The sequence below is a fragment of the Lysinibacillus sp. 2017 genome (assembly GCF_003073375.1).
GTDB lineage: Bacteria > Bacillota > Bacilli > Bacillales_A > Planococcaceae > Solibacillus.
The window spans coordinates 1897040-1922691 of the sequence record NZ_CP029002.1; the positions used below are offsets into that span (position 1 = coordinate 1897040).

20 protein-coding genes and 1 riboswitch are annotated in these 25652 nt (G+C 36.4%); of the genes, 7 read left to right on the forward strand and 13 right to left on the reverse strand.

The annotated features are described in order from the left end of the window. Window positions 1-278: 278 nt before the first annotated feature. From plsY to DCE79_RS09110, 4 genes are all read left to right on the forward strand, one after another. Entirely contained in the window at window positions 279-881 is a 603-nt protein-coding gene (plsY, locus tag DCE79_RS09095; RefSeq protein ID WP_108712746.1) for a glycerol-3-phosphate 1-O-acyltransferase PlsY, read from the forward strand. A gap of 76 nt (window positions 882-957) precedes the next feature. After that, complete coding sequence (locus tag DCE79_RS09100; protein WP_108712747.1) at window positions 958-1248, forward strand: HesB/YadR/YfhF family protein; 291 nt, start codon at window positions 958-960, stop codon at window positions 1246-1248. Window positions 1249-1346: 98 nt separating this feature from the next. Then, a complete protein-coding gene (locus DCE79_RS09105) occupies window positions 1347-1979 on the forward strand; it encodes a YczE/YyaS/YitT family protein (protein WP_108712748.1) in 633 nt (210 codons plus the stop codon). Window positions 1980-2110: 131 nt separating this feature from the next. Next, entirely contained in the window at window positions 2111-2881 is a 771-nt protein-coding gene (locus DCE79_RS09110) for an ABC transporter ATP-binding protein (RefSeq protein ID WP_108712749.1), read from the forward strand. Window positions 2882-2930: 49 nt separating this feature from the next. Here DCE79_RS09110 and metA read toward each other — a convergent pair whose 3' ends face one another. From metA to DCE79_RS09130, 4 genes are all read right to left on the reverse strand, one after another. Beyond that, complete coding sequence (metA, locus tag DCE79_RS09115) at window positions 2931-3872, reverse strand: homoserine O-acetyltransferase MetA (RefSeq protein ID WP_108712750.1); 942 nt, start codon at window positions 3870-3872, stop codon at window positions 2931-2933. A gap of 76 nt (window positions 3873-3948) precedes the next feature. After that, a riboswitch (SAM riboswitch) is annotated at window positions 3949-4058 on the reverse strand. 149 nt (window positions 4059-4207) lie between these two features. Then, the gene (locus DCE79_RS09120) at window positions 4208-4957 is read right to left on the reverse strand and encodes a nucleoside-diphosphate sugar epimerase (RefSeq protein WP_108712751.1); all 750 of its coding nucleotides are present in this window, start codon (window positions 4955-4957) and stop codon (window positions 4208-4210) included. 15 nt (window positions 4958-4972) lie between these two features. After that, window positions 4973-8719, reverse strand: a complete 3747-nt coding sequence (locus DCE79_RS09125; protein WP_108712752.1) for an AAA domain-containing protein — start codon at window positions 8717-8719, stop codon at window positions 4973-4975. Window positions 8720-8884: 165 nt separating this feature from the next. Beyond that, window positions 8885-9310: an acyl-CoA thioesterase gene (locus DCE79_RS09130; protein ID WP_108712753.1), complete on the reverse strand. Its 426-nt coding sequence runs from the start codon at window positions 9308-9310 to the stop codon at window positions 8885-8887. A gap of 289 nt (window positions 9311-9599) precedes the next feature. Here DCE79_RS09130 and DCE79_RS09135 point away from each other — a divergent pair, with 289 nt between their 5' ends. Further along, on the forward strand, window positions 9600-10526 hold the full coding sequence (locus tag DCE79_RS09135) for a C40 family peptidase (RefSeq protein ID WP_108712754.1): 927 nt from the start codon (window positions 9600-9602) through the stop codon (window positions 10524-10526). 59 nt (window positions 10527-10585) lie between these two features. On the opposite strand, the gene murF is transcribed toward DCE79_RS09135, so the two are convergent. From murF to DCE79_RS09155, 4 genes are all read right to left on the reverse strand, one after another. After that, on the reverse strand, window positions 10586-12013 hold the full coding sequence (gene murF, locus DCE79_RS09140; protein WP_234417225.1) for a UDP-N-acetylmuramoyl-tripeptide--D-alanyl-D-alanine ligase: 1428 nt from the start codon (window positions 12011-12013) through the stop codon (window positions 10586-10588). Window positions 12014-12032: 19 nt separating this feature from the next. Continuing rightward, window positions 12033-13319: a YheC/YheD family protein gene (locus tag DCE79_RS09145; protein WP_159083081.1), complete on the reverse strand. Its 1287-nt coding sequence runs from the start codon at window positions 13317-13319 to the stop codon at window positions 12033-12035. 67 nt (window positions 13320-13386) lie between these two features. Then, on the reverse strand, window positions 13387-13827 hold the full coding sequence (locus tag DCE79_RS09150) for a hypothetical protein (RefSeq protein ID WP_108712756.1): 441 nt from the start codon (window positions 13825-13827) through the stop codon (window positions 13387-13389). 98 nt (window positions 13828-13925) lie between these two features. Next, window positions 13926-15302 (reverse strand): Mur ligase family protein, encoded by a 1377-nt coding sequence (locus DCE79_RS09155; RefSeq protein ID WP_108712757.1) that lies wholly within the window; start codon window positions 15300-15302, stop codon window positions 13926-13928. Window positions 15303-15456: 154 nt separating this feature from the next. Between DCE79_RS09155 and DCE79_RS09160 the strand changes: the two genes are divergently transcribed. Then, window positions 15457-16662, forward strand: coding sequence for an ATP-grasp domain-containing protein (locus DCE79_RS09160; RefSeq protein ID WP_199912270.1), 1206 nt, complete (start codon window positions 15457-15459; stop codon window positions 16660-16662). A gap of 57 nt (window positions 16663-16719) precedes the next feature. On the opposite strand, the gene DCE79_RS09165 is transcribed toward DCE79_RS09160, so the two are convergent. The 3 genes from DCE79_RS09165 to DCE79_RS09175 form a co-directional block, all read right to left on the reverse strand. Further along, window positions 16720-18891, reverse strand: a complete 2172-nt coding sequence (locus DCE79_RS09165) for a YheC/YheD family protein (protein ID WP_108712758.1) — start codon at window positions 18889-18891, stop codon at window positions 16720-16722. A 12-nt stretch (window positions 18892-18903) separates the two neighbouring features. Then, window positions 18904-19332, reverse strand: coding sequence for a CotY/CotZ family spore coat protein (locus DCE79_RS09170; protein WP_159083082.1), 429 nt, complete (start codon window positions 19330-19332; stop codon window positions 18904-18906). 181 nt (window positions 19333-19513) lie between these two features. Beyond that, window positions 19514-22600, reverse strand: coding sequence for an efflux RND transporter permease subunit (locus DCE79_RS09175; protein ID WP_108712760.1), 3087 nt, complete (start codon window positions 22598-22600; stop codon window positions 19514-19516). A 93-nt stretch (window positions 22601-22693) separates the two neighbouring features. Between DCE79_RS09175 and DCE79_RS09180 the strand changes: the two genes are divergently transcribed. Then, entirely contained in the window at window positions 22694-23518 is an 825-nt protein-coding gene (locus DCE79_RS09180) for a TetR/AcrR family transcriptional regulator (protein WP_108712761.1), read from the forward strand. 79 nt (window positions 23519-23597) lie between these two features. Here the strand turns inward: DCE79_RS09180 and DCE79_RS09185 are convergent, their stop codons facing one another. Both DCE79_RS09185 and DCE79_RS09190 read right to left on the reverse strand, forming a co-directional pair. After that, entirely contained in the window at window positions 23598-24338 is a 741-nt protein-coding gene (locus DCE79_RS09185) for an alpha/beta fold hydrolase (RefSeq protein WP_108712762.1), read from the reverse strand. A 104-nt stretch (window positions 24339-24442) separates the two neighbouring features. Then, on the reverse strand, window positions 24443-25315 hold the full coding sequence (locus tag DCE79_RS09190) for a DMT family transporter (protein WP_108712763.1): 873 nt from the start codon (window positions 25313-25315) through the stop codon (window positions 24443-24445). Window positions 25316-25652 lie beyond the last annotated feature (337 nt).

A 25652-nucleotide genomic window follows, 5' to 3' on the forward strand; every position in this document is an offset into this window, starting at 1 on the left:
GCAAATGCAAAATATTTTGATAAAACGAAACATTAATTATTCGTTTTTTTCTCTTCCTTAACGTATTGTTAGATGAATGAATCAATCGGGATTTTACAGGCTCATAACCTCCCTCCTATCCTTTCTATTTGTTTAAGCCTTGAGCTAGATGTCATACTTTTTGGATAACGCGGGATTTAAATAATACCTCTTTCCTTCTATATAAAAACGGTGTAAACTATTCATTACATACTATTAGTACCAAGTAGTAATTCTTAAAATTGAAAGGAGCACAACTCTTGATCAATGCAGTAATTTTCATTTGTGCTTATTTATTAGGTTCCATTCCTTCTGCTTTATGGATTGGTAAAATCTTTTACAAAACAGATATTCGCCAACAAGGTAGCGGCAATTTAGGAACGACCAACACATTCCGTGTGTTAGGAAAAAAACCAGGCATTGCCGTGCTGTTGATGGATATTTTAAAAGGGACAGCAGCAGTTCTTCTTCCGCTCTTACCTATATTTGATAACAGTACAATTCACCCTCTTATTTTAGGCATTGTGGCCGCTGTCGGTCATATGTTCCCGATTTTCGCTAGTTTCCGCGGAGGTAAAGCCGTTGCAACAAGCGCTGGTATTATTTTAGGCTATCAATTACCGCTATTTTTAATACTACTAGTTGTATTTTTAATTGCATTAAAATTAACGAAGATGGTTAGTTTCGCATCATTGACTGCTTCTTCAGCAGCGATTATCTACGTTATTGTTTATTGGTTTGTTGAAGGTGAAGTAGCATTACTTATATTAGTAGCCTTTTTAGCTGGATTTATTTTCTATCGTCATCGTGAAAATATTAAGCGTATTAAAAACGGTACAGAACCTAAAATTAAAGGTTTCTAACTCTCTCATTACGAGAGAGTTTTTTGTTTTTGAAAGATTCACGCTTTTAAGGCATAATGATTTTAGAGGTGAGCATATGGAAATCAAACTATCAAAAGAAGCAATTGAATGGTTCCATCGTGAAATGGAAGTTGAAAAAGGTGATACGATTCGTTTTTATGCACGTTACGGAGGTTCTTCCCCATTTCACGAAGGTTTTTCTTTAGGAATGAATCGCGAACAGCCACATGAAATTGGCATTGAAACAGTGATTAATGACATTCACTTCTATATTGAAAAGGCAGATGAATGGTTTTTTAACGAGCATCATTTAGTTGTCGATGTCGATGCTGTGAATGATGAATTAAGCTATTCTTACGAAGAATAATTTAAATTTTTCGAATAGATTGTTATCCCCTTTTTTTATAAGAAATCGTTATAATGTCTTAAGACGACTTAGACTTTTTGAACAATGAGGGATAACAATTGAAATCGAATCAAGCATTATATTGGCGATGTACTTTTTTCTTAGCAGGGATCATTGTATTATCTTTAGGTATTGCGCTTACTATTAAGGGACAAATGCTCGGTGTGGGCTCATGGGATGTGCTTCACATTGGACTATCCAACAAATTGGGCTTAACCGTTGGGACATGGTCTATTATATTAGGGTTAATTATTTTAGCGATTGACGCGATGTTTTCAAAACGCTTACCAAAAGTAGGGACATACTTAGATATGTTTTTAACTGGTATTTTCATGGATATTTTTCTGTTATTCTTGCCTGATGCACATGGCTGGCTAGAGCAAAGTATTGCATTTATAATGGGTGTCATTCTATTAGGCTTAGGCTGCGGAATGTATATGGTAGCAAATATCGGTATCGGTCCTCGCGATACATTAATGTTACTTCTTGTACACCGTGTTGGCTGGTCAGTCACACGCGCACGTACAACAATGGAAGTAAGTGTTGCAATTATCGGTTTCGCATTAGGCGGTCCCGTTGGTATTGGCACAGTATTTATGGCATTTGGACTCGGACCAATCGTTCAATGGGCTCTCAAATTAAATGAAAAGCTTTTTTATCGTGCAACGGGTGTAGAAAGCGCGGTAATTTAATAGAATCAGTTTAGCTAGAAAGCGAGCATTTTGTTCGTTTTCTTTTTTTATACAAAGAATTAAGCTTATGTTCAAAAATAACTTTCTGAATTTTTTGAAAAGGTGCATAGTTATAGGTGGAGGTGTCTCTTATGATACATATTGAAAATATCCATTTATATCGAAATGAAAAAGTCATTTTAGATAATTTATCTTGGCATGTTGAAAAAGGTCAGCATTGGGCAATTCTTGGTTTGAATGGCTCAGGTAAAACGACATTATTAAAAGTAATTAACGGCTATATTTGGCCAAATGACGGGACGGTGCAAGTACTTGGTGAAACGTATGGTCAAACATATATTCCAAAGCTTCGTACACGCATCGGTTGGGTAAGTAATGCCATGATTGATAACTTTAACTGGCATGATTTTGCGATTGAAATTGTATTAAGTGGGAAATTTGGTGCACTTCGTCTATTTGAAAAAGTTACAGACGAAGAAATCGAACAGGCAGTCTCTATTATGAAACATTTTAACTGTCAGCATTTAGCCAATAAGCCATTTGAACAACTTTCTCAAGGTGAAAAGCAACGAGTACAAATAGCTCGGGCATTAATGGCAGAGCCTGAAATTTTAATATTAGATGAACCATGTGGTGGCTTAGATTTAATTGAACGGGAAAATTTACTACGAACAATTGAACAAATTGCTGAAGATGAAGATGGTCCAACACTCATTTATGTGACACATCATGTAGAAGAAATCCTACCTTGTTTCACCCATGTATTGTTAATGAAAGACGGGAAAAACATGGTAACTGGGAAACGGGAATTAATTGTAACTGAAGAAACGTTAGGTGAATTTTTCGGTCGATCGGTAAGCTTACAAATTGAACGCGACCGCGCTTGGGTTGCATTGAAATAAAATAAAATAACGCGAGGAAAACATTGACTGTTTTCTTCGCGTTTTCATTTTAAATATGATAGTCCAAATTTTCGTCGACATAATGCCAAACGTAAGGTGTCTCTTGGTATACGTAATAGTTCAACCAGTTATAGAACAATAAATGTGAATGCGCACGCCAGCTATTTTTCGGTGTTTGTAGTGGGTCATTATTTGGAAAATAATTCACCGGAATCTCTGTATGTTCAGGATCCTTTTCAATATCCCGGAAATATTCATCAGAAAGCGTGGTAGCATCGTACTCTAAATGGCCCGTAATCATAATATGCTTATTGTTTTTAGATTGTACGATAAAGACACCTGCTTCATCAGAATAGCTAAGTAAACGTAAGTTAGGGTTTGCTCGCACTTCGTCAATAGAAACCGACGTATGACGTGAATGTGGCGCGACGTATTCATCACTAAATCCGCGCACTAAATCCGTAGTTAAATCAGTAATAACATGTGAATACACACCCGAGCATTTCTTTGGTAATTCGAACTTTCCTATGCCGAAATGATGATATAGTGCAGCTTGTGCGCCCCAACAAATATACATAATCGACGTTACATTTTTATCCGCCCAATCCATAACCTTCGTGATTTCTTGCCAGTAACCAACCTCTTCAAAAGCCATTTTCTCGACTGGTGCACCGGTAAAAATCATGCCATCATAACGACGATGCTTGATTTCTTCAAAGGTTTGATAAAACGTATCTAAATGCGATTTGGACACATTTTTAGATTCATAGGTTGCTGTATTTAAAAACGTCACATCTACTTGCAACGGCGTATTCCCTAAAAGTCGTAAAATTTGGAGCTCTGTTTTTTCTTTTTCAGGCATTAAGTTGAATACTAAAATATTTAATGGACGAATTTGTTGTGTTTTTGCTCGGTCCTCTTCCATCACGAAAATCTTTTCTTTTTTCAATAATTCACCAGCTGGCAATTGTTTCGGAATATTAATTGGCATAGCACGGTTCCCCCTATAATCGTCTTAACCACAAAAAACCTCCCATTCCAGCAAAAGAATGAGAGGTTAACGCTCGCTCTTATCTTTCAAGGAATCTGAGTCCTTGCTGGAATTAGCACCTTTCTAATTGGATTAGAGGTTGCTGAAGCTTCACAGGGCCCGTCCCTCTGCTTCTCGTGATAAGTCATATTTAATTGTTATTAATAGTAACATGTCACAGGTAATTTTGCAATAATTCTTAATAAACAAACTTTTATAGAATAGCGTGTAACCATGCCTTTTCTTATGAGAGCTTACTTGAAACGAATACGTACTTGTCCACTAAAAATAATTGTTTATGCTAGCCATTTTTCTTTTTCATTCGCAAATAGTAAAGCTTCAATCGTTTCATCCCATGCACCAGTTAATGTGTTAAACACACGGGCAATAAAACGTTCATCCTTTTTATCATATAAGACAAAGCAAAGTACAGGAATATCATTGATTTGTATCGATTCTGTAGACGTTACATTCGTAATAAATGTAGGTATTTCATCTTCAGCTACTTCTTGTTTTGAAAGATCTTGCTGCAAATAATCGACAAGCATTGCTTCTTCAATGGCATCAATTTCTTCAGATTCAATATAAGGAAATACTTCAGGAAACTCCTCTAAATCCATAAAAGCTTCTAAATCCCCATCTAAAATCGATTGATGGATCGGGCTATATTGGATATAACTTGACGTTAATTCAAGCTCTTCTTCAAAAATCCCCGATTGTAGCTGAGCTTGTCCTTTAGCAGTTAAAGCATAATAATCATCTTTTGCAATCATCCCGAGTCGTAGCATTTTGCTCGTTAAATCGTGGATAAATAACGGTTCTACAAGTAAAATGTCCGCCAATAACTCAGCATTTTTTAGCTTAGCCTTTTGAAAGGATAGCAACATCATTTTCATTAAGATGTCCATCGCATTACGCATCACTGGATGATAGCTTACTTCTAACGTATGGATTGGAATGGCATAATGCATTTGCTGCTTAACTTCTATATTAGGATTTTGCTGTAGTTCTTTTACTAATTTTTGTTCAAGGCTTTGTAAATCCATGATGTGCTCCCTTCATTAAGTTGTAAAATAACCGTTTTGTTCTTTAACTGTATTTAATACATGCGCATACATTGCTTTCGTTTGAGCTTGTTTTGGTCGTTTTGTAAACATGTCAGTACTACCTATCATGATTAATAATTCACGCGCACGTGATAATGCTACGTTTAAACGGCGATAATCTTTCGCAAAACCAATTTCACCGCGCTCATTATCATGATTACGCACCATGCTGACGATAATAACGTCCATCTCCATCCCTTGGAACTTATCGACTGAACCTGTACGAATATGCAAATGTGGCACTGAAATTTCTTGTTCTATCAATCGGTTAATACGCTTAACCTGCTCTGCATAAAACGAGATTACCCCAACGGATTTTAAAGCATCTTGTGGGATAAGTCCTTGCTCTTTGGCGCGGAGGGTAGCTTCATTTAATTCGATAAGTTGTGATTTAATTTGTTCCAGCTCTGCTGTATTAAATAAACTTGAGCCTTCCTTCATGCGTTCTTCAAAGAAAGGCTTTTTGTTCGGAATATCAAGCCATAGTAGATGATGCTTACGCGAAATTTTAGATGTTTCTAGATAGTGATCTCGTACGGCATCTGAATCCTCTAGACCACATTGTAAGCCTTCTGTTTCATTTTCGTAAAACGGTGTGATAGTTGACATAATATTTTTATGCATGCGATATTGCAAGGCAAGCATTGTTTTGTTTTGTTTCGGTAAGTTTTTATAGAGACGTTCAAACAGTGATTCTTCGAGTAACTTTTCAAGCTCACGTTTTTGTTCGAACGTTGTGCTTTCTTTTACGACTTGCTCAAGTGTTTCCTCAAATGTCGCATCACCAACAAGTGGTGGTAATTGATGATGATCCCCTACTAAAATAATTTTCGCACCTTTTAACATCGGTAGTAAAAGTTCTGGCGGTGTAGCCTTTGAAACTTCATCAATAATCACAACATCAAAGGTTGGATAGTTGTCCATAAACGCTTTATTCGCAGATGCTACGCAGGTTGTACCAATGACATTTGCATGCTTTACATATAGCTTGCGGATTTCCTCTAAATCGTGTGCGTTCGCTTGTTCCAGTAACCCGTGCCACTCATTTTGCAATTCTTGCGTTACGGGTAGCAATTCGATTTTTACTTGTAGTTCAGTAATTTGTGTATTTAGCTGTGTGATGTTTTTATTCACTTCAATAATCGCTTGCTCTGGATTCATTTTCGTTAATTGTTCCAGTTCTTCACGGCGTTTTTCCAGCTGAATCCCTTGCACGTTAATTTCTTTTATTAATTGGGTTAGCGGTTCAATTGCTTCTTTCCCAAGGGCTAGTTGTTCAGTTAATACCGTAAGCTCTTCAGATTTTTGCATATGCTGCTGTTCGATTTTCACTCGATTTTCAAGCTGTGTCTCAACTTTCACTTGCTCTAATTCATTCGTTGCTAAGCCGTCCTGAAGCTCTTCTACTGACTGTGTGATGTCAATTGAAGGATTCATACTCGTTTTAAGCACATTCAACTGATTTTCATAGGTTTGCTTTTCTTGATGAAGCTTCGTTAAAACTTCTGCCTTTTCACTATTTTGCTCTTTGAACTGAATACTAATTTCTTCTTTTAGCTTTTCAAAAATTAATACCGTTTCGCGAATTGCATCCATATATTTTTCGTTTAAATGATCCATATATTGCATGCGATAATGAATGCCCTGAATAGAACGAGTACCATTTGCTGGTGTCACTTTACGATCCCGGAATGCCATGCTTAACTTTGTTAAAAATTCCTGAACTTCCTCCATTGAATAGCTATGATTCATCGGTAATTGAACGGGATCTATATGAATTCCAAGTGCCGTTTCACTATAATTTAGTGCTTTTTGTAAACGTTCGCGCACATCCTTTATTGGCTTATACTGTTCCATTTGCGGTTGAATACGTTCAAGTGCCGTTAATAGTCGGTCCATTGCATAGTTGCGGCGAATCCCGTATTGAGTCATAAACTCTTCTATTTCGTAAACTTTTTTTAATGATGCAATTTTATCGATTAATTGCTCATATTGCGTTGTTTCTTGCGCACGAAGTATTTTTTGCTCCACTGCCTGCATACGTGCTTCAAATTGCTTATATTGTGCGATGTACTTGCTTTCTTGAATATGAAGTTCATATGTTTCCTGTGCTTGCAGTAATTGCAATTTCTTTTCTTTTAACTCTTCAGCCGTTTCCCCAGCTGCTAATTGCGCGGCAAAATTTTCAACACTACTGGCGACCATTTCGTATGTGTTCGTTAATTTTTCAAGAGTTTGTTCATTTTCTTCTAATGATTTTTTATTTGTAGATAGCTCTTTTTTCAAAGTAGAAATTTTATCTGCCAACACATGAAGCTCGGCTTTTGCTGCTTCTTTTTGCTCAATTTGTTTTTTTAGCTGTTTTTGTTTTTCTTCTAATCTTTGAATTTCCATTTGAGCAGCAGTAATTTGCTCATTTAGTAAGGCTTCTTTTTTTGAATGAAGGGAAATTTCATGTCCAATAGCTTCAAATGTTTGCTTTTGCCAATAGGTTGCTACATTCTCCTCAATGAACTTTTTGCCTTCCTCTTCAATACTTTCTGTACGGCCATAGCGTAAAATTCGAATATCCTTATTTGAAAGTAAGCGGCTTAACGCATTATCGACCGCTAAGTTGGATTGTGATGCGACAAGCGTTTTTAAACCTGCTTTGGCATTTTGATAGCAAATTTCCGAAATAACTGTCGTTTTCCCAGTTCCAGGGGGACCTTGAATAACGTATAAATCTTCTGCACTCATCGCACCTTCTACAGCCTGCTGCTGATAAGGGTTTAACTGGTTATGAAAATCGATTGTATTCGTTTTTTTTCGTTCCGCAATGACTGGCTTATCTTCAAATAAGATGTTTTCCAAATTGGCGTTCGCTGCCAAACCTTCTTTTAAGCGCTCAAAGCCCTTTAATAAACGTTTTAATTGTGATTTCGTTGCTGCATTTGAGAATTCCACGTCTTCAGATTGGAAGTTTAGTTCATTTCTACGTGCTAAGTTACTGTAAAATGGCTTTAATTGAATTTCTACTGTATTTTCACCACGGCGTGCCTTGACCACGTCTCCAATTTCTTGTACATATCCACGAAGGCGCGCACTTAAGCCTTCCAACTGCTTCCACTGTTTGTTTTCTACATTTGAAATGCGCATCGTCATATGAGAAAAATCAGCATCATATGTAACGGATGTAAATCGAGCAGTGATATCGTCTATATCCGCATTTTTATTCAGTACTTTTAAATAGCCTTCCCAGCTCGAAATTCGTTTATTAACATAATCAAATCGTTCCTGGGCAATCGGTAATTGATCAATGGCTTCAAGAAATTTTTCTTGATAGGTATGCCCACTAATACGAGAAGGTACAAAATGAATTTTCATCGCAGCCCGTCGATTCGTCATGACAGGCGTACCTTTACCGCGCGAACGGAAGCTTTTTGCGACAAGCCCGTTTTTAACATCAAACACGCAATCCATAATGACAACGCGTTCATCAAATTTCGATTTTAATTTAGTATTTTTGTCATTATCAAAATAAAGCGTTAAATGCGTCTGTTCATCTTCAACAGAAACCTTTTCAATCGCAGTAATAAAATATTGCTGTAAATTAAAAAAGGCGTGTTCATCGGGAACATGCTCCTTCATCGCTTCACGCGCAGTATTTGTAAGTAAAATATGACAACGCATTTGCTCGAGCGCCACTGTATTCTGTGCCATGAACACACCTCCCTTTTCTATATAGTCATAAATTTTATTATACCAATTTTCAACTAGTCACGAAAGTTAAAAGCGAACTTTCATTCGTTAAAATTAAGTATTTGATATCATTTGATTACAAAAGGAAAAACACGCAAAGCAATTTTAATTACTTTGCGTGTTCATTTATGCTTTTATTCGTGCAACTTCTGTATATTTTGCATCCCAAATTGGATCAATTCTTTTTAAGGCTGTCGGACGGAAGTTTTCTTTTTTCACTAAAATATGCTGAGACGTTGCTGTTGCCGCAACTGTGCCATCTTCATGTAAAATTTCGTAGCCATATGTTGTACGTACTTTTGAATGTTCTTCAATCCATGTACGTACCGTAGCAATCTGACCGTAACGCATCGCAGCCTTATACTGTATCGAAAAATCTATAACAGGAGACATAAAGCCATCACCCTCTAATTTTGCATAATCAAACCCAAGATCCTTTACAAGTTTTGTTCGACCAAGCTCGGCCCAAATTAAATAATTTGCATGGTAGACAACACCCATTTGATCGGTTTCGGCATAACGGATTTCTACTGTAGTTTCTGAAACAAACATTTTCTTCACCTCTCGTAATATTATAGCGACAAAATGTTGTGCATGTAATAGTTAACTACGAATCTCCATAAATTTGAATCGATTTCCAAAGAAAACTACCATAAATTTCTCTAGTAACGCCATAATCTAACAAATGAAACATTTGTAATGAAGATGTAAATTAACGCTATGACGCCCATAGTGCCAACGGATTTCACAACCTTAAAACGATGCTGGTAACAATTTCCTCCAAGAACACCCAAATTTCTATGCTAGAGTCATAGGAGTCAAAACTTTAGGGGGAAACAACATGAAGAAACAATTTTTAAAAACCGCTATCGCTCTATCGATTGGCTTTAGTTCTTTTACAGCATTGCCAGCGATCATACAACCAATGGAAGTTTCAGCAGCTACCTCACAAGCGAATCAACAAGCCGTTACTAAAAAAGCGGATCAATTAATTACATCAGCCAAAAGCTTAATTGGGAAGGCAACCTATAGTAATTCAGTATACAAGCCAACAGCACCTTATAAATTTTCTTGTGCATCGTTCTTAATGTATATTTTCGAGAAAAATGGTGTTGATTTAGCCACTTACAACGAAGACTATATGATGCAGCAAGGATCATATGTGCCACGTAGCCAACTTCAAAAAGGCGATTTAGTATTTTTCAAGAGTAAAAAAACAGGGACAGACCCTGACCATGTAGGGATGTATATCGGCAATAATAAAATTATTCATATGGCCGATTCCAAGCAAAACATCGTCATTTCAGATTTAAATAGCAAGCCTTACTATACAGAAAACTATGTAACGGCAAGACGTGTTTTACCAACATTAATGTCTGCAAGTACTCCTACAAAAGGGGATGCCATTGTCGAACGAGCTTATGCCAATAAAAGTAAGGTAAAAATGGGTTCAGTTAATAGTGATGCTTCACTTAAATTTACAAGTGGTGGATTTGTTGAATATATGTATCGCAAAAGCGGAGTTACATTAGGAACAAAAACGATTGCTGGGCAAATGAAACTTGGCTCTACAGTATCAAAAGCAAACTTAAAAAAGGGAGATTTAGTATTTTTTAATAGTGTAAAAGGATCTAAAACCCCTTCGATGGTTGCAATTTATGCTGGTGATCACCGATTAATCATTCCAAATTCAGATGGCGTCATTACGCGTGTGATGATGGTCGATTATTATAAAGAACATTATATTACAGCAAAACGCGTTTTTTAATTTAAACATCAAGTTATGTATGCGTTAATACGTAATAAAAAGAAGAATCCGAATGTACATCATCGGGTTCTTCTTTTGTTTGTATTTTGCTGCAATTGTTCAGCAAATTCTATCATCTCTCTACTCGACATTGGACCTTTAATGAGTAGTAGTGTATCACTATCTAGCTGAGGTTTTAACAAGTCCAGTACACCTTCGATCTTTTGAAACGAATGTACTTTTGCCTTTGTTCCGTCAGCAAGGGCCTGCTTTGCAATTTCCTGTGCCTTACTTCCAATGGTCACAAGCGTATGAATCGACTGTTTGGCGACAAGGGTCCCCACTTCACGATGATATTTCCGTTCAAATCGTCCGAGCCGGTTAATATCGCCAAGTACAACGATAACTTTCTTATTCTTGCCAAGCTCGTTCAACACTTTTAAAGCAGCCTCAATGGATGTTGGGTTATTTGTCCACGTATCATCGATAATCGTACTGCCACCAATTCCTTTAGAAAATTGCAAATGTCGCGCCATTTGTTCAAATGTTCGAAGGCGCAGAATCGCTTTTTGTACGGATAGATTCATTGCCCTAATTACCGCCAGTACCGCGAGCACATTATACACTTGATGTTCTCCAAAACTAGGAATAGAAGCTTGATATTTTTTATTATCCACATGCACATTAAACTTCATACCGCGCGGAGTAAATGTGATTTCTGTAGCATGTAAATCTGCCTTTTTGTGAATTCCAAACGTGACAATAGTTCCTTTAAAGGCTTTAAGCTGTATACGCTTTGTATTTTCATCGTCTGCATTAATTATTAAAGTACCGTCTGGTTTGAGTCCATCGACGATTTCTGCTTTCGCCTTTATATAACCCTCTAAATCATTACAGCCATCTAAATGATGCACACCAATGTTTGTAATTACCCCAATCGTCGGCTGGTAGATCATACATTGATGTTTAATATTACCTGTATTTCCGAGCCCAAGTTCGAAAACGGCAGCTTTTGTCTGTTGATTAATTCCCATCAAATAAGGCAACGATTGGCGCGGCTCATTTTTACTGCTAACAGAAGTTTGTACAGCCATTTCCTTGCTTAATATATATTTAAGCATTTCTTTCGTTGTTGTTTTGCCACAAGTTCCGGTTATCGCAACTACCGGTAATTCAAAGAGATTACGATAATACGCAACGAATTGCCAGTAAGCTTGCAAAGCACTTCGAACCTTAATAACCGTTATTTCAGGAAATGGGGGCTTCAATTCTAATTCTGTTTTATCCGATATAATGACAATTGGCGCCTTTTTTTGCAGCTCATTCCAATCAATTGTGTCACTCCTACGTACAAATAGTAATGTATTGGGAGCAGTTAATTCATGTCGGTTGTAGTCAATTACCTGCTTTACAGCCCAATCTTCAGATCCATGCAGTAGCACCCCTCTCAATACTTGTCGAATCGTCGCCACTTTTATTGGTTGAATGGTCAACTCCCCCTTTTTCATAGCTTATGAAAAAGCATTGTTATCTACTAGGTTGTTTGACTACACTTCTGTTATTCAAGATTGCTTTGTACATCGTTTTGTCTTCTAACTGATGAAACATAGAAATATCCGAACGATAATTTCCTTCAATAATCGATAATTCTCCATTGTTTGTGATACCTACATCAAATCCAATTTCCGTACGTGCATGATCTAAATCAAGTTTGAGCGCAGCAGTAGTACAAAGTTGGTTTAGCAGTTCATTTAGCCTTATATGATAGATAGGAGAAATCGTTGACTGATTTATCGCCAACTCTAGCGGAATAATTTCTTGCGCGGCATTTGTAATAAAATATCCTTCCCCTGCTAATTTCACAACCTTCCCGGCAACTTGCCAAATCCCTTCTACTTTTTGCATCAGTACACGTACATCTAAAACACAATCATCAATTGTCGCTAAAGGGATACCCTGTTGAATTACATAACAGTCGTCAAATGTCAGGATTTTTTGAAGAAGAAGATATACCTCAGCAAGGCTTTCTTTGAACCATTTCGTTCTTCCAATTTGAACTTCATAATTGTTGCCTACACTTTTCGCAATTTTGATAATGCCTTTCCCCTGTTGTCCATTACAAGGTTTTAAAAAGATGGTTTCATTCACGAGCATAAAGTGTCGAAAAGTTGCAAGTGTGAGTATATCTGTTAAGGGCATATAGTTACCAATAGATTGATATTGATTCCATTTACTAACAGAAAAATGCAAGTAGGAATCATGAATAAGGATATCGCCTTGCTGATTAAAGCTCATCTCAAGGACAATCGTTTCACAATTAGGATATTCGACGTATAATGTTTCAGCCGTAAGCTGTGCGATTTTTTGGATTTTAGGGTAATGGTATAAATAGAGCATTCCTTCATTTCTATTTTTCGTTATTTTCGTTGACGATGTAATTTCCCAACGCTCTCCCTTTTTTTGAAGCGTAACAAGACGGTGGAATGTTTTATTCGAAAAACTTTCATTCGTATCCATCGGTTGAATAACATAATTTTGGTTTTCTATATTTTGCTGAATGATTTCATAAATGCCTTCTTCATTTGATACAATGTGTTGGGTGCCGTTAATCCATAGTGTAAACACACCATTTTTTTTATATATTTTAATAAGTTGCATACCTACTACTGGCTTTAAAACGAGTGAATCATATGTTGCCAGCATGGAAAGCAACGAACTTTGTGTCAACCGAATCGTTGGAACAATAGTTGAAATAAGTCGTGGTTCCCGACTCAATATTTTGTATTGATTTAATCTTCCTCTAATTGCAGACATGTATCCCTCGCCCCCTTTATAGAAAGCCCTTAGCCACAACGGAGCCAAGGACTTCATCTTACATGGGCTAAACCTTTTGACATCCTAATGCGACAATCGAACCTTGTGCAACTGAAACTGCCTCCAATTGTTCAAAGAAGCCTTTAATCACAAAGCTTTGTACAATATCATCTTCAGCGGATGCACCTTGATCTATAAAGACCGCAACAAAAGGATACTGTGTCGTGCCAACCTTTCCAGTTCCTTTAACTGTCACGACGCAATTTTCTCCATTACGGCGACAGGTTATATTATTAATCTTATTTGCTGTGAATAAAAAATTGTACCGATTAGGCGTATCATCATCTTCAAAGCGTAAGGATAAAGAAGAACTCGCAAGTTTAGTCACACAAACATCTGCTTTATAGGTTAAATTTCCTCGTATGCGGCTCTTACACCAGTTTAAACGTACTTTTTTTCTTCTAGCAAAAGCATTTACCTGTACACCACATGGACACATAGTTCCCATCTCTCTCACCACCTCCTTTTGTAGATTAGTACACTGTATTCTCTCTACAACGGAAGTGATTGTGTATTTGCATTCATATAATGGCGTTTAGAGGGGAATTACGTTTTTATTTTTAATCTTTTCGCTAATTCAAACATCGTTTTGCTGTACATATCCCCCTTAACTAAAATAATTGTCTTGTCATCTGCTCGTTTTTTTATTAAATCATATACTAAAATACTACTATTAAAGCTATGAACTTCTCCCTTAAATCCAATTTTCTTTACATGATCTGCAATAATTTTTGCATGCATGCCAATTGTGATAAGAATATCCACATCATTTTGATAAATAATTTCCGCTGCCTGCTGATGAATATACGTTCCCCAAGAGCCAACATCGGTAATGGTACCAATAACCGCAATTGTTTTTTTATCGTTCGCTAGTTCATTTAAAACACTCATAGCGGCAGCGAGTGACGTCGTTGTAATACTCCATGTATCATCCAACAAAAGTGCCCCATTGACGCTATTAAATAGTTGAAGCTGTTTATTTAATGGTCGAAACGTGCGGAGCTGTGTAAGCGCTTGTGGAATTGTTAAACCACTCTCTACTACCGCCGCGATAGCAGCAAGCGCATTATAAACTTGATGGGCGCCGAACACTGGGATTTGAGCCTCATATTGCTTTCCTTTGTGGTGCAGTGTAAATTGCATCCCATTTATAGCATATTCCACATTACTTGCACTAAAATCATATGATGGATTAAATCCAACTGTAATCAACTTTCCAGGAAACCTTTGAAAATCCATTTTTTTTGTATTGGCATCATCTGCATTTATAATGAGCGATCCCTCACTACCAATGATGTCTAACATTTCACCTTTTGCGTTAATATAGCCTTCGAGTGTCTTGCAATGATTTAAATGATGGGCTCCAATATTTGTTATGATGCCAATGGTCGGTTTAAAATAGTTCCCCGCCCTCGTTAAATCGCCTGGCGCACCAACTGCTGTTTCAAATATTGCTACCTCTGTATCATTTTCTATACTTAATAAATAAGGGAGAAATGCTGTTCTAGAATTTGTACTTAACTGGGTTGCCGTAATTTTTTTATAATGCGATAAAATATGTTTAATCATTTCTTTCGTCGTCGTCTTTCCAGCTGTTCCTGTTACTGCAATGACTGGTAACTGAAATTGACTTCTGTAATGATGAATAAACTTCCACATTGCTTCCCTAGAATTAGTAACTTGAATCACTGTAACCTGCTTGGGGATTTCATGTACGGAATAGGACCACTCTGTTACTAAAACGATTGGAAAAAAACGTTCAATTTCCGTCCAGTTTACAATATGCTGTTCAATAAATAAAACGGTATTCTTCTGCTTGATTTGCTTTAACCGATATGCCCCGTAATGGATATCCACTGTCTGCCCATGAGCAATCTGCCCAGAAACAATGGTCGACAGTCTACTTGTTGATAAAGGGTCCATGTTTCATTTCACCTCCTTCTCCTTAATTTATGTGTAAAAAAAAAGAATAACTAGATATTTGTATTACACGTGATGACTAACCAGACAAAATCTATTTTTTGCCATACATTTAATAGGAGGTACATCCATTTACAAAATGATGGAGGAGAATAACTTGAAAACAATCCTGTTTATCGGCACAAATAAATCTGGGTCTAGTAGAGAAGCAACAAGAGCGGCTGAAAAATTGGGCTACTTCACAGTACTCTTTACAAAAAATGAAAAACAAATTGAACAACGCATACAGTACCCTGATATTCATAAAATGATTTTAGTGGATACGAACGATTTGGAGCAGATGCGCAAAGAAATAACTAAGCTACAGTTGTTCGGTCTTGAACTTGTGACGATTATTAGTTTAGTCGATCCGAACGTACACATCGCTTCCAAACTTTGTGACGAATTTTGCCACAATCGTAGTTCTTCAAAAGCAATTGAAATTATGGAGGATAAAGAACAAACGCGCTATTTCCTTAAAAACGAACCCTATTCCCCAAAGTTTCAAATCATACAGCCTACAGAAAAACCTTCAAAATATCTTAAATTTCCTATGATGGTCAAATCACCAAAATCAACAGGCTCCAAAGATGTATTATTGGCTCAAAATAAAGACCAACTATCCAAACATATCGCTACACTTCAAAATAAATATCCTGAAGAGCCCATCATTACAGAAGAATTTATCGTCGGGCCACAGTATTTGGTGGAAGTCGTCGTGATGAATGGGCAACCACATCTTATAGCCGTTATTAAGCAAGATATTACGAAGGGGAAACGATTTATCATTACCGGTTATCGCGTTCTCGCTATCGTCCCCGAGAAGTTAAAAACCAGTTTAGAAGCACTCTGTCAGTCGATTGTCCACGCATTCGAGTTAGAAACGGGCGCCTTTCATTTAGAGCTCCGTCTTACAAAAAAGGGCTGGAAGTTAATCGAAATTAATCCACGCATCTCTGGCGGTGCGATGAATAAAATGATTGAAGCCGCATTTGGTATAAATCTAGTCGAACAAACCTTGAAGCTATTACTAGGGGAAACAGCTAATTTTACCCCTACTTTTCAGAACTTTGTTTATACGAAATACTTAATTGTCCGACGAAAAGGAAAATTAGAACGGGTTACAGGTAAATTTCGCGCCCTCAATTCACCAGGGATTTATGATGTCTATATAAAACCGAAAAAAGGAACGATTCTAATTCCACCATTATCTATGGGACACCGTTATGCTTATATTATTTCGCAAGCAAAATCAATTAGCGAAGCCGTACGGAAAGCAAATAATGCAGCTAGGGAAATTAAATTTCATATGCGGAAGATTTAAAAAGAAGCACCCGTCAACTAGATTTTCTAGTAACGAGGTGCTTCATTATCTAAACTGTTAAACTTTAAATCGTTCATCTAAATATTTTATGGTTTCAAACATATTCGTTTTACTCGCACCTTTTACTAAAATGGTGTCACCGCTTTTTACGAGTTTATCAAGTAGTTCATGTAAGTAATCTTTATTGATAAAATGGTGTATGTGAGTGGCTGGAAACCCCTTATTTTTTGCCGCTTGCCCAATTTCTTCGGTACGGAATCCATACGTAATGAGCACATCGATTTTTTTGTCTGCAATATATTCTCCGAGCTTACGGTACTCTTCTTCACGTAAATCTCCAAGCTCACGCATTTGTCCGATAATCGCTATTTTACGTTTTTTGCTAATTGCTGCCAATACATCAATTGCTGCCCTTGCACCTTGAGGATGCGAGTGGACCGTATCGTCAATTAACGTAATATTATTTCGACAGTGATAAAGTGTCAGCCTGCGCGGAGGTTTTTTAAATTGTACGCCCGCTTGTATTTCATTTGGTGTGAATCCTAACTGATCCGCTACTGCAATCGCATTTAATGCATTGTATACATGATGTTCACCTAATATCGGAATATAGAGCTCTATTTCCTCATTTTGTAACTTCATTTTAAACTTCATTCCGTCCTCAACATATCGCACATCATACGCCTGATAATCTGCCGGCTTATGTATGCCAACCGTTATTATTTTCCCTTTAAATTGCTTTATTTCTAATAGCTTTGAATTGTCGTCATCTTGATTGATAACAAGCAATCCTTGTTGATCCATCCCATGAATCAATTCTGATTTTGCATGAGCAACCCCTTTAATATCGCCATCAAAATTACCAACATGCGCTAAGCCAATATTTGTAACGACACTAATTTTCGGTTGAATAATTCGACAATGCTCTGTAATGACGCCTGGATACGCCATACCATACTCGAGCACAACGGCTTCATGCGCATCGGTAATAAGCTCCTTATGCTGCTTTGTATGTTCCGTTGTATTCCAATAATCTTTTGACTGAAAAACATTCCACTTTTTCGATAGGATTGAAGCTAAAAATGCTTTTGTCGTTGTTTTTCCAGCACTACCGGTAATGGCAATTATTGGTTTATTTCGATTTATTTCTGGCGTGTTCTTTGTTTTTGCCAAACGAATTTGCTCATTGATTTCATCTTGATGGTGGGCAATGTATACAGCATATTGAATCGTATGTTTCACAACGTCTAATTCTAAGTAGAAAGCAGGTGGACAGCCTGGGCGCCAGTTTACTTCATAAACCCATATTTTTTGGTGCTCATCTACACCGACATCGATTCCAATTTCATCGATGACTTCACCAAATTTACTCATTTGAATGTCATCTAAATGCCGGGCCAAAGAAAGCCCAAAATGTTCAAGCATCCTATTCATATTAAAAGCTTCTTCTTTAAACTCTAACGCTAAAAATGGCTCTAAATAATTCGTATAGCCTCCATTATTAATATTCGGTATGATTGAGCCACTCGGTGCAATGCGCGGATATACTGTAGTAATGACCCATTTGCCATCCCCATTTTTTTGAACATGAACGCGAAAATCAAAAACTTGCCCTGATTTCATCGTTGACTGAATATACGGTTGAACGATATAGGATTCCTCTGCTAAACGCTCAGTTAGAAAAGCCTCAAGCTGTGCTGACGTATATCGTTCTATTTTCGTATCTTGCTGAATGTCATAGCCTGTTCCTACTTTAGAAATAAAATAAATCCCCTTACCTTTACGTCCTTCGACAGGTTTGAAAACAATCTTTTTATACGTCGTCATAAAATTTCGAAACTTCTCAACATTCGTCACAACTTCAGAAGGAATTAGATATTTTGCAAATACCTTCGCTTCTTTTAATCGTCGAGTAACATTCCACTTATTTCCTATAGAATTCGTAGTGAAAGGAATCTCCTTACGTAAACGATTGATAATGGTTTTTGAAATCGCTAATTTTTCGGGACTTCCAGCATTATAAATGACATCTGGAAAAGGCATCGTTTTGTCCTGCCACTTACCTTCCTCTAAAACTTTCCCCTGAATTGTTCTGGTCTGAAAATCTACTCGCTTCGGTGTGAAATAAAAAAAATCAACACCTTCCGCTTTTGCTACCGCTGCGAAAGCATACGATTTAATGACTGTTTCTGGATTTAATCGATGATGCAACATGCCAATTGTCGTCACCTGTGTACCTCCTTACCATTTTGACTCCACATAAAACTCTCTAGATAATAATTGTGCAACTACTAATTGAACAGCTGAAATAAAGCGTAAATCCACATTTGCAATAGCAGTTGTTTTTTCAAGCCTTACTACATCTTTCAAGGAAGTTGTCTCATTATCTTCCAGGTCAAACGCTCTTAATAATGAAACCTTTAAACGTGTTTGCTCAAGATCTATCTCTTCAATGCGAAAATACATCGTATCAATTTTTTCTGTACTATCTGATAAACGTAACATCTTGGCTTCAGTTGTCATGAGTACAAAAGGAATCGTATCGGTACCAAGCATTTTGATAAACAAGTGATCATAATATTTTGACCAGGCAGTCGTCAGCATATCTTGGAAATTTTTTATATCTTCAAGCGCTTCACATAAATGATGCTTTGTATGATCTTGTTTCACAATACGACTCCTTTCCTAATGTGAGGTTTCGTACATTTTATAGATTGGAACGTTCTTTTTAGTGTATGATTATTTGCAAAAAAAGGGGATTCGTTTGCCCAGAGAAGAAACTTTTATAAAAGAAAATGTGAGGAGATAAAACAAAAAACCTGTAGGGAAATCCCCACAGGTTTTTTCGAAATTAATTATCTTTTACGTCTTTACGATTTTTCTTCAGTATTTTTGAAAGTACTTCATACACAATCGGAACTATGATTAATGTTAATACTGTTGAAGATAATAAACCGCCGATTACTGTAATCGCTAAATCTTTTGAAACCAGACCGCCACCAGCACTACCCAAAGCCATTGGTAACATTGCACCAATTGTCGCAATCGCCGTCATAAGAATTGGACGTAAGCGGGTTGCCCCAGCTTCAAGAATAGCTTCACGCATATTCATACCATCATGTTCCATATGAATGATTCGGTCAACAAGTACAATGGCATTCGTAACAACGATACCGATTAACATCAGGAGACCCATTAAAACGGAAACAGAAATTGTTTGACCTGTTGCCCATAAACCAACCCAAGAACCAATTACCGTGAATGGTAGTGAGAATAGGATGGCAAATGGAGCTAAACCTTCACCGAATGTTACAACTAAGATGAAGTATACAATAGCTATCGCTGCAATCATTGCTACTCCTAGTTTAGTGAATGTATCCGCCATATCCGCTGCTACACCACCAACACCAGTTGTTACACCTTTAGGTAGATCTAATTTTTCGATTTTTTTATCTGCAGCAGATGTTGCTTTTGAAATGTCTTTATCTGTAATTGTTGCAGAAACCGTTGCATAGTATTCACCTTTTTGACGAGATAATGAATTTAATGTTGTGCCTTTTTCAACTTCAACTAAGTCAGCAATTGTCATCGTTTGACCCGTCATTGTTTGGATTGGCATTTTCAATAGCTCATCGATGTTCGCTGCAGCAGATTTTGCTTCACGTTGAACGATTACATTAATATCTTTTCCATCGCTCTCAACTGTAGTTAATACTTCTTTTGATGTGTCTGATTGTAATGCCATTAACACTTGTGCAGTCGTTAAGCCGTATTGTAAAACATTTTGTTGATCTACTTTAAGCACATGTTCTACATAAGGTGAAGAAGCATTTGATTCCACATCTTCTAATCCTTTTACATCACCTAATACATCCTCCACTTTTTTAACAGCTGTATTTAATTTATCTAAGTCTTCACTGTATAATGAGTAGCTTACTTCATTAGAAGACATACTCATTGAGAAGTCCTGTGTTTTCCATTCTCCTGATTGACCAACGTTAAAGATATAGTCTTCTACTTCTTTTTTCGCTGTTGGGAAATCTTTCATATCTGGATCAAAGATTAAATAGATTAAACCGCCACCAGCACCGCCGCCTGTCATCATTGCCATGGCATCTGTTGACGTTTCTGTGTTCACCGATAATTGTAAAATATCGATATCTTTACGCTTCATTAACTCTTTTTCTACTTCATCAATATTTGCTAAAGTATCATCGATTAATTCCCCAGTTCCAGGTGTATACGTAAGGTACATTACCTTTTCCTCTTGAGAACCTAAGAAGCTGAAGCCAATTAATGGTGTTAACAATAATGAGCCTGCTAATAATACAATCGCAATGATTGAAGTAATCCATTTGTGATTCAGACACTTTTCAAGGAAATCACGGTAAGTCGTTGCCAATTTACCAACTTCTTTATGTTGACTCTCAGGCTTTTCACCGTAAATTTTCTTCCTAAATAAGAAATGTGAAAGTGCTGGTACGATTGTAATTGCTACGATTAATGATGCGATTAACGCAAATGACATTGTCAGAGCGAATGGTACGAATAATTCTCCAACCATACCACCAACAAACATTAATGGTGCAAATACAGCAATCGTTACTAATGTAGAAGATAAAATTGGTTTGAACATTTCAATCGTTGCTTCACGAATAAGCGCACGACCTTGTAATTTTTCTTCTCTTAAATGCATACGTCGGTAAATATTTTCTACTACAACAATAGAGTCATCAATTACACGACCAATCGCAACAGTAATAGCACCGAGCGTCATAATGTTTAAAGTAATGTCCATCCAGTTTAATAATAGTAAAGCCATTAATATTGAAACTGGGATAGAAATGATTGAAATGATTGTTGATTTAAAATCTCGTAAGAATAATAGGATAATTAATACCGCAATTAAACCACCAAATACAGCTTTTTCAACCATTGTGAATACTGATTCTTCAATCGGTTCTCCTTGGTCTAAAGAAATATCAATTTGAAGTCCATCAATTCTTTTCTGTTCATCTTCAATTAATTCTTTAACTGCATTTACAACCGTTACAGTATTGGCATCTTGGCCTTTCACTACTTGGATTGAAATGGCATCTGCACCGTTTGTACGAGAAATAGATTGAACTTTACCTACAGTTTTAATGTCTGCAATATCACTTAATTTCACAAACGGACTTGGATTTTCCTCAGATGGTGTAACAGGGATTAGCATTTCTTTTAAATCATCTACTGTTTTAAACTTACCATCTATTGAGACAGCTTGTTCTCCCTCTTTAAACTTAAATAATCCTAAAGAAATGGCTAAGTCACTTGCTTGAACCATTTGCTTCACTGAATCTTCAGTTAATCCTAATTCTTCTAATTTCGCTTCATTATACTTAAATGAGACTTCCTCAATATGTTGACCTGTTACCGTTGCCGAGGCTACACCATCGATTTTATTTAACTTCGGTAGTAAAATATCTTCTACTGTCGAAGTTAACTCAATGATATCTTCATCTGAGCTACTTACAGATAACGCAATAACTGGCATCATGTTCAGACTAATCGCCATAATTGACGGCTCTTGAGCACCTTTAGGAATCTCAATATTATCTAGAACTGACTCTAATTGGCGTTTCTTTTCATCCATATCTACGCCGTATTCATATTCTACTTGTACTTGCGATACATTTGACGAAGAAGTTGAATATACTGCCTTCACGTCTTCTAAACTTTCAATTGTTTTTTCATATGGTATTGAAAGTTCGTTCATAACTTGTTCTGGTGTTGCTCCAGGATATACACCCATCACGATTAAATAAGGAATTGATATATCGGGAATCGATTCCATTTTCATTCGCGTAGATGAATAAATACCAGAAAAAACAATAATGATTGTTAACAACCATACTGCCAGCTTATTTTTTAATACGAAATTTACTAAGCCTTTCACGGTTCCACCTTACCTTTCTTGACTAACTATAACCACCATTCTATAATAATGACTACTCAGTCAACTGTCAATTTAAAGGGGTATGTAAATATTATGACAAAAAAGCAATTAATTATCGATTCAGCACTTCAATTATTTACAGAACGTGGTATTGAAGCAACCTCTGTCCAACAAATCACAGAGCACTGTGGGATTTCAAAGGGTGCCTTCTATTTATCTTTTAAATCAAAGGATGAACTCGTAACATCGATTATTGAGCATTTTATAAATAATGTGATTATCCACGTTGACCAAGTAGTCAATGAAACAAAAAATCCTCATGAAAAGCTATTCGTTTACTTTGTTCAAACCTTTACAATCTTAACGGAATATACTTCTTTTGCTGAAATTTTAATGCGAGATAAAATTTCTGCCATCAATGAAGAACTAATTAAAAAAATACAATATTATGTGACAATATCAAATGAAAACTTAGCGAATCTTTTATTTGAAGTATTTGGTGATCAAATCAAAGGAAAACAGTTTGATTTAGTGACGGTTATTAATGGTATGGTGCAAGCTTATTTACAATGGATTTGTGAACGAAAGCAGCCAGTAGATTTTACAAAGCTCTCTGCTACTTTAGTTGAGAAAACTACATTGCTTGCTACACAAAGTGAGCTGATTTTTATCGAACAACCAGCGGAAAAGCAAACGAACAATCTAGATGTACCATTCGACCAGATTGCACAACAGCTAGCATCACTTCAAGAAGATGCCATAAACTCATTAGAAAAAGAATCATTGTCTTTACTAATTGAAGAATTACTAACCATTAAGCCACGTACTGCCATCATAATGGGACTGTTAGCTAATTTAAGTCACAATGATAAATTCAATTGGTATCGTTATTTAATAAAAAAGAAAATCCGATACTAATTTTCTAAAAAAGCGCACTACTTTCTTTAAATGTTTTGGCTATGGAGAAAGTAGTGCGCTGAGCAAATAGAGATAACCATTACTTTTCTAAAAAATTCAACATTTCCTTTAATACATTTTGTGGATCCTCTACCATTCCTAAGTGACCAGTATTAGTTTTCACCTTATTCACTTGAGGATTTGATGTTTCAATTGGTGTAACGACATTGTCTTGTTCACCTTCTATTATTAAAATCGGCGTTGACGTTTTATCAACTAAATCACGTTGATCAGGGCGTGATTTCATTGCTCCTAGCGCTGCAACTAAGCCTTGTTCCTTCCCATCATAAGCAACTTCTTTTGCAAATAAAATATCTTCCGTTTTCGCATTTGGCGCTAAAAAATTATGAATAATGCCATCCACAAACGAACCGACCCCGGATTCTAAAATTTCCTGTTGTTGTTTCGTCCGTTTTTCGATTGCTTCTGCACTATCTGGTGCATCTGAAGAATAGAGTAATATGGCCTTTTCAATTTGCGTATATTGCTTTTCAATTGCGGCAAGTGTAATATAACCACCCATTGAATGACCCACCCAGTACGATTTATCCACTTTTTCTGCTACTAATACATCCACAATTTCCTCTGCATATCGATACATTGTGTAATCAATATCCTCATTCTCTATATCACTTTTTCCGTGACCAGGTAGATCAAACGCGATGACATCAAAACGATCCGTTAATGGGTCAATAATTTTATCGAAAATAGAAATACTCCCTAATAAACCATGAATCAATACTAAAACATCGCCTGAACCTTTTCGAGTATAATTTAGCATTTATATCAATCCTCCCTACCCTTAATGTTTTACCTTCTAATGCCATTATTAAACACAACAAATGCCATTTCGATTACTAGTTTAATCAAAATGGCATTGCGTTTTTAAATATAGGATTTTTTACGTTTGAATGTCGGCTTCACTTCTGCGAAAATAATGGCAAGGAAGATTAAAATACAACCTAAAATCATACGTTCTGTTAAAATTTCATTTAATAATAGGACGGAGAATATTGTACCAAATAATGATTCCATTGATAAAATAATCGCGGATTTTGTAGGGTTTGCATATTGCATCCCAATATTTTGACATACATAAGCAATTGCTGTACAAAAAATTGCTAAATAAATAATAATTGCGATGCCTTCAGTCGAATACGTTGTTGGCACCTGATCTAAAATTAAAACGGCAATTACACTTAAAATGGTTGCCGTATAAAATTGAACAATAGTTAGTGCAAGCGCATCTTCTGTTTTCACAAAAACATTCGTGTAAAAAATATCAAATGCAAACCCAACCGCACAAATTATAGAGAGTATATCGCCAACATTAATCGTTAATGAATCTTGCAACGATAAAAATCCGATTCCAATAATCGCAACACCAGCGGCAATAAATTCAAAACGATCAATTCTTCGTTTATAAATAACATAAGCAATGATTGGAACAATAATGACATTTATCGCTGTAAGAAAGGCATTTTTCGATGGTGTTGTATATTCAAGTCCCATCGTTTGTAAGGCAAATGCCGTAAATAATATCGTACCAAGGACGGCCCCTTTCCATAACACAGATTTGGAAATGAGTTTTAGTTTCTTATAAAAGATGATACTTAATATAATGGATGCAGCTAAAAAGCGTCCTGCCATTAGCTGAAATACCGTCCAATGTTCAAGACCCGCTGCCATTCCAACAAATCCGCTTCCCCACATTAAAGCCGTAATGAGCATTAAAAGCTCACCTTTATATTTTTTCATGATAATTCCTTCTCTCTCTTTTTCAACAATAAAAATACAGTAATCAAATTACTAAGAAAAAGAAAGAGGTAATTCATAAATTCAACATTCTATCGGTAAACAGAGCATGAATTCATCTGTTTCTAAAATTACTTCTTGAAATCAGACTTAAAAAGTTGACTATTGCTTTCTCGTTTTGTAGTTCTTATTAATTGGGAGGCAGTTATGCATGAGTTAGAAATATTTTGTTCGGAGGTTTAATTTGTAAATCAAACACTTAGTGTCGGATAATATGCAAATTGTTGAACTAATGAAGTCGATATTCATCTCTAATTGTTGTTGAATTAAAAGAACTTTT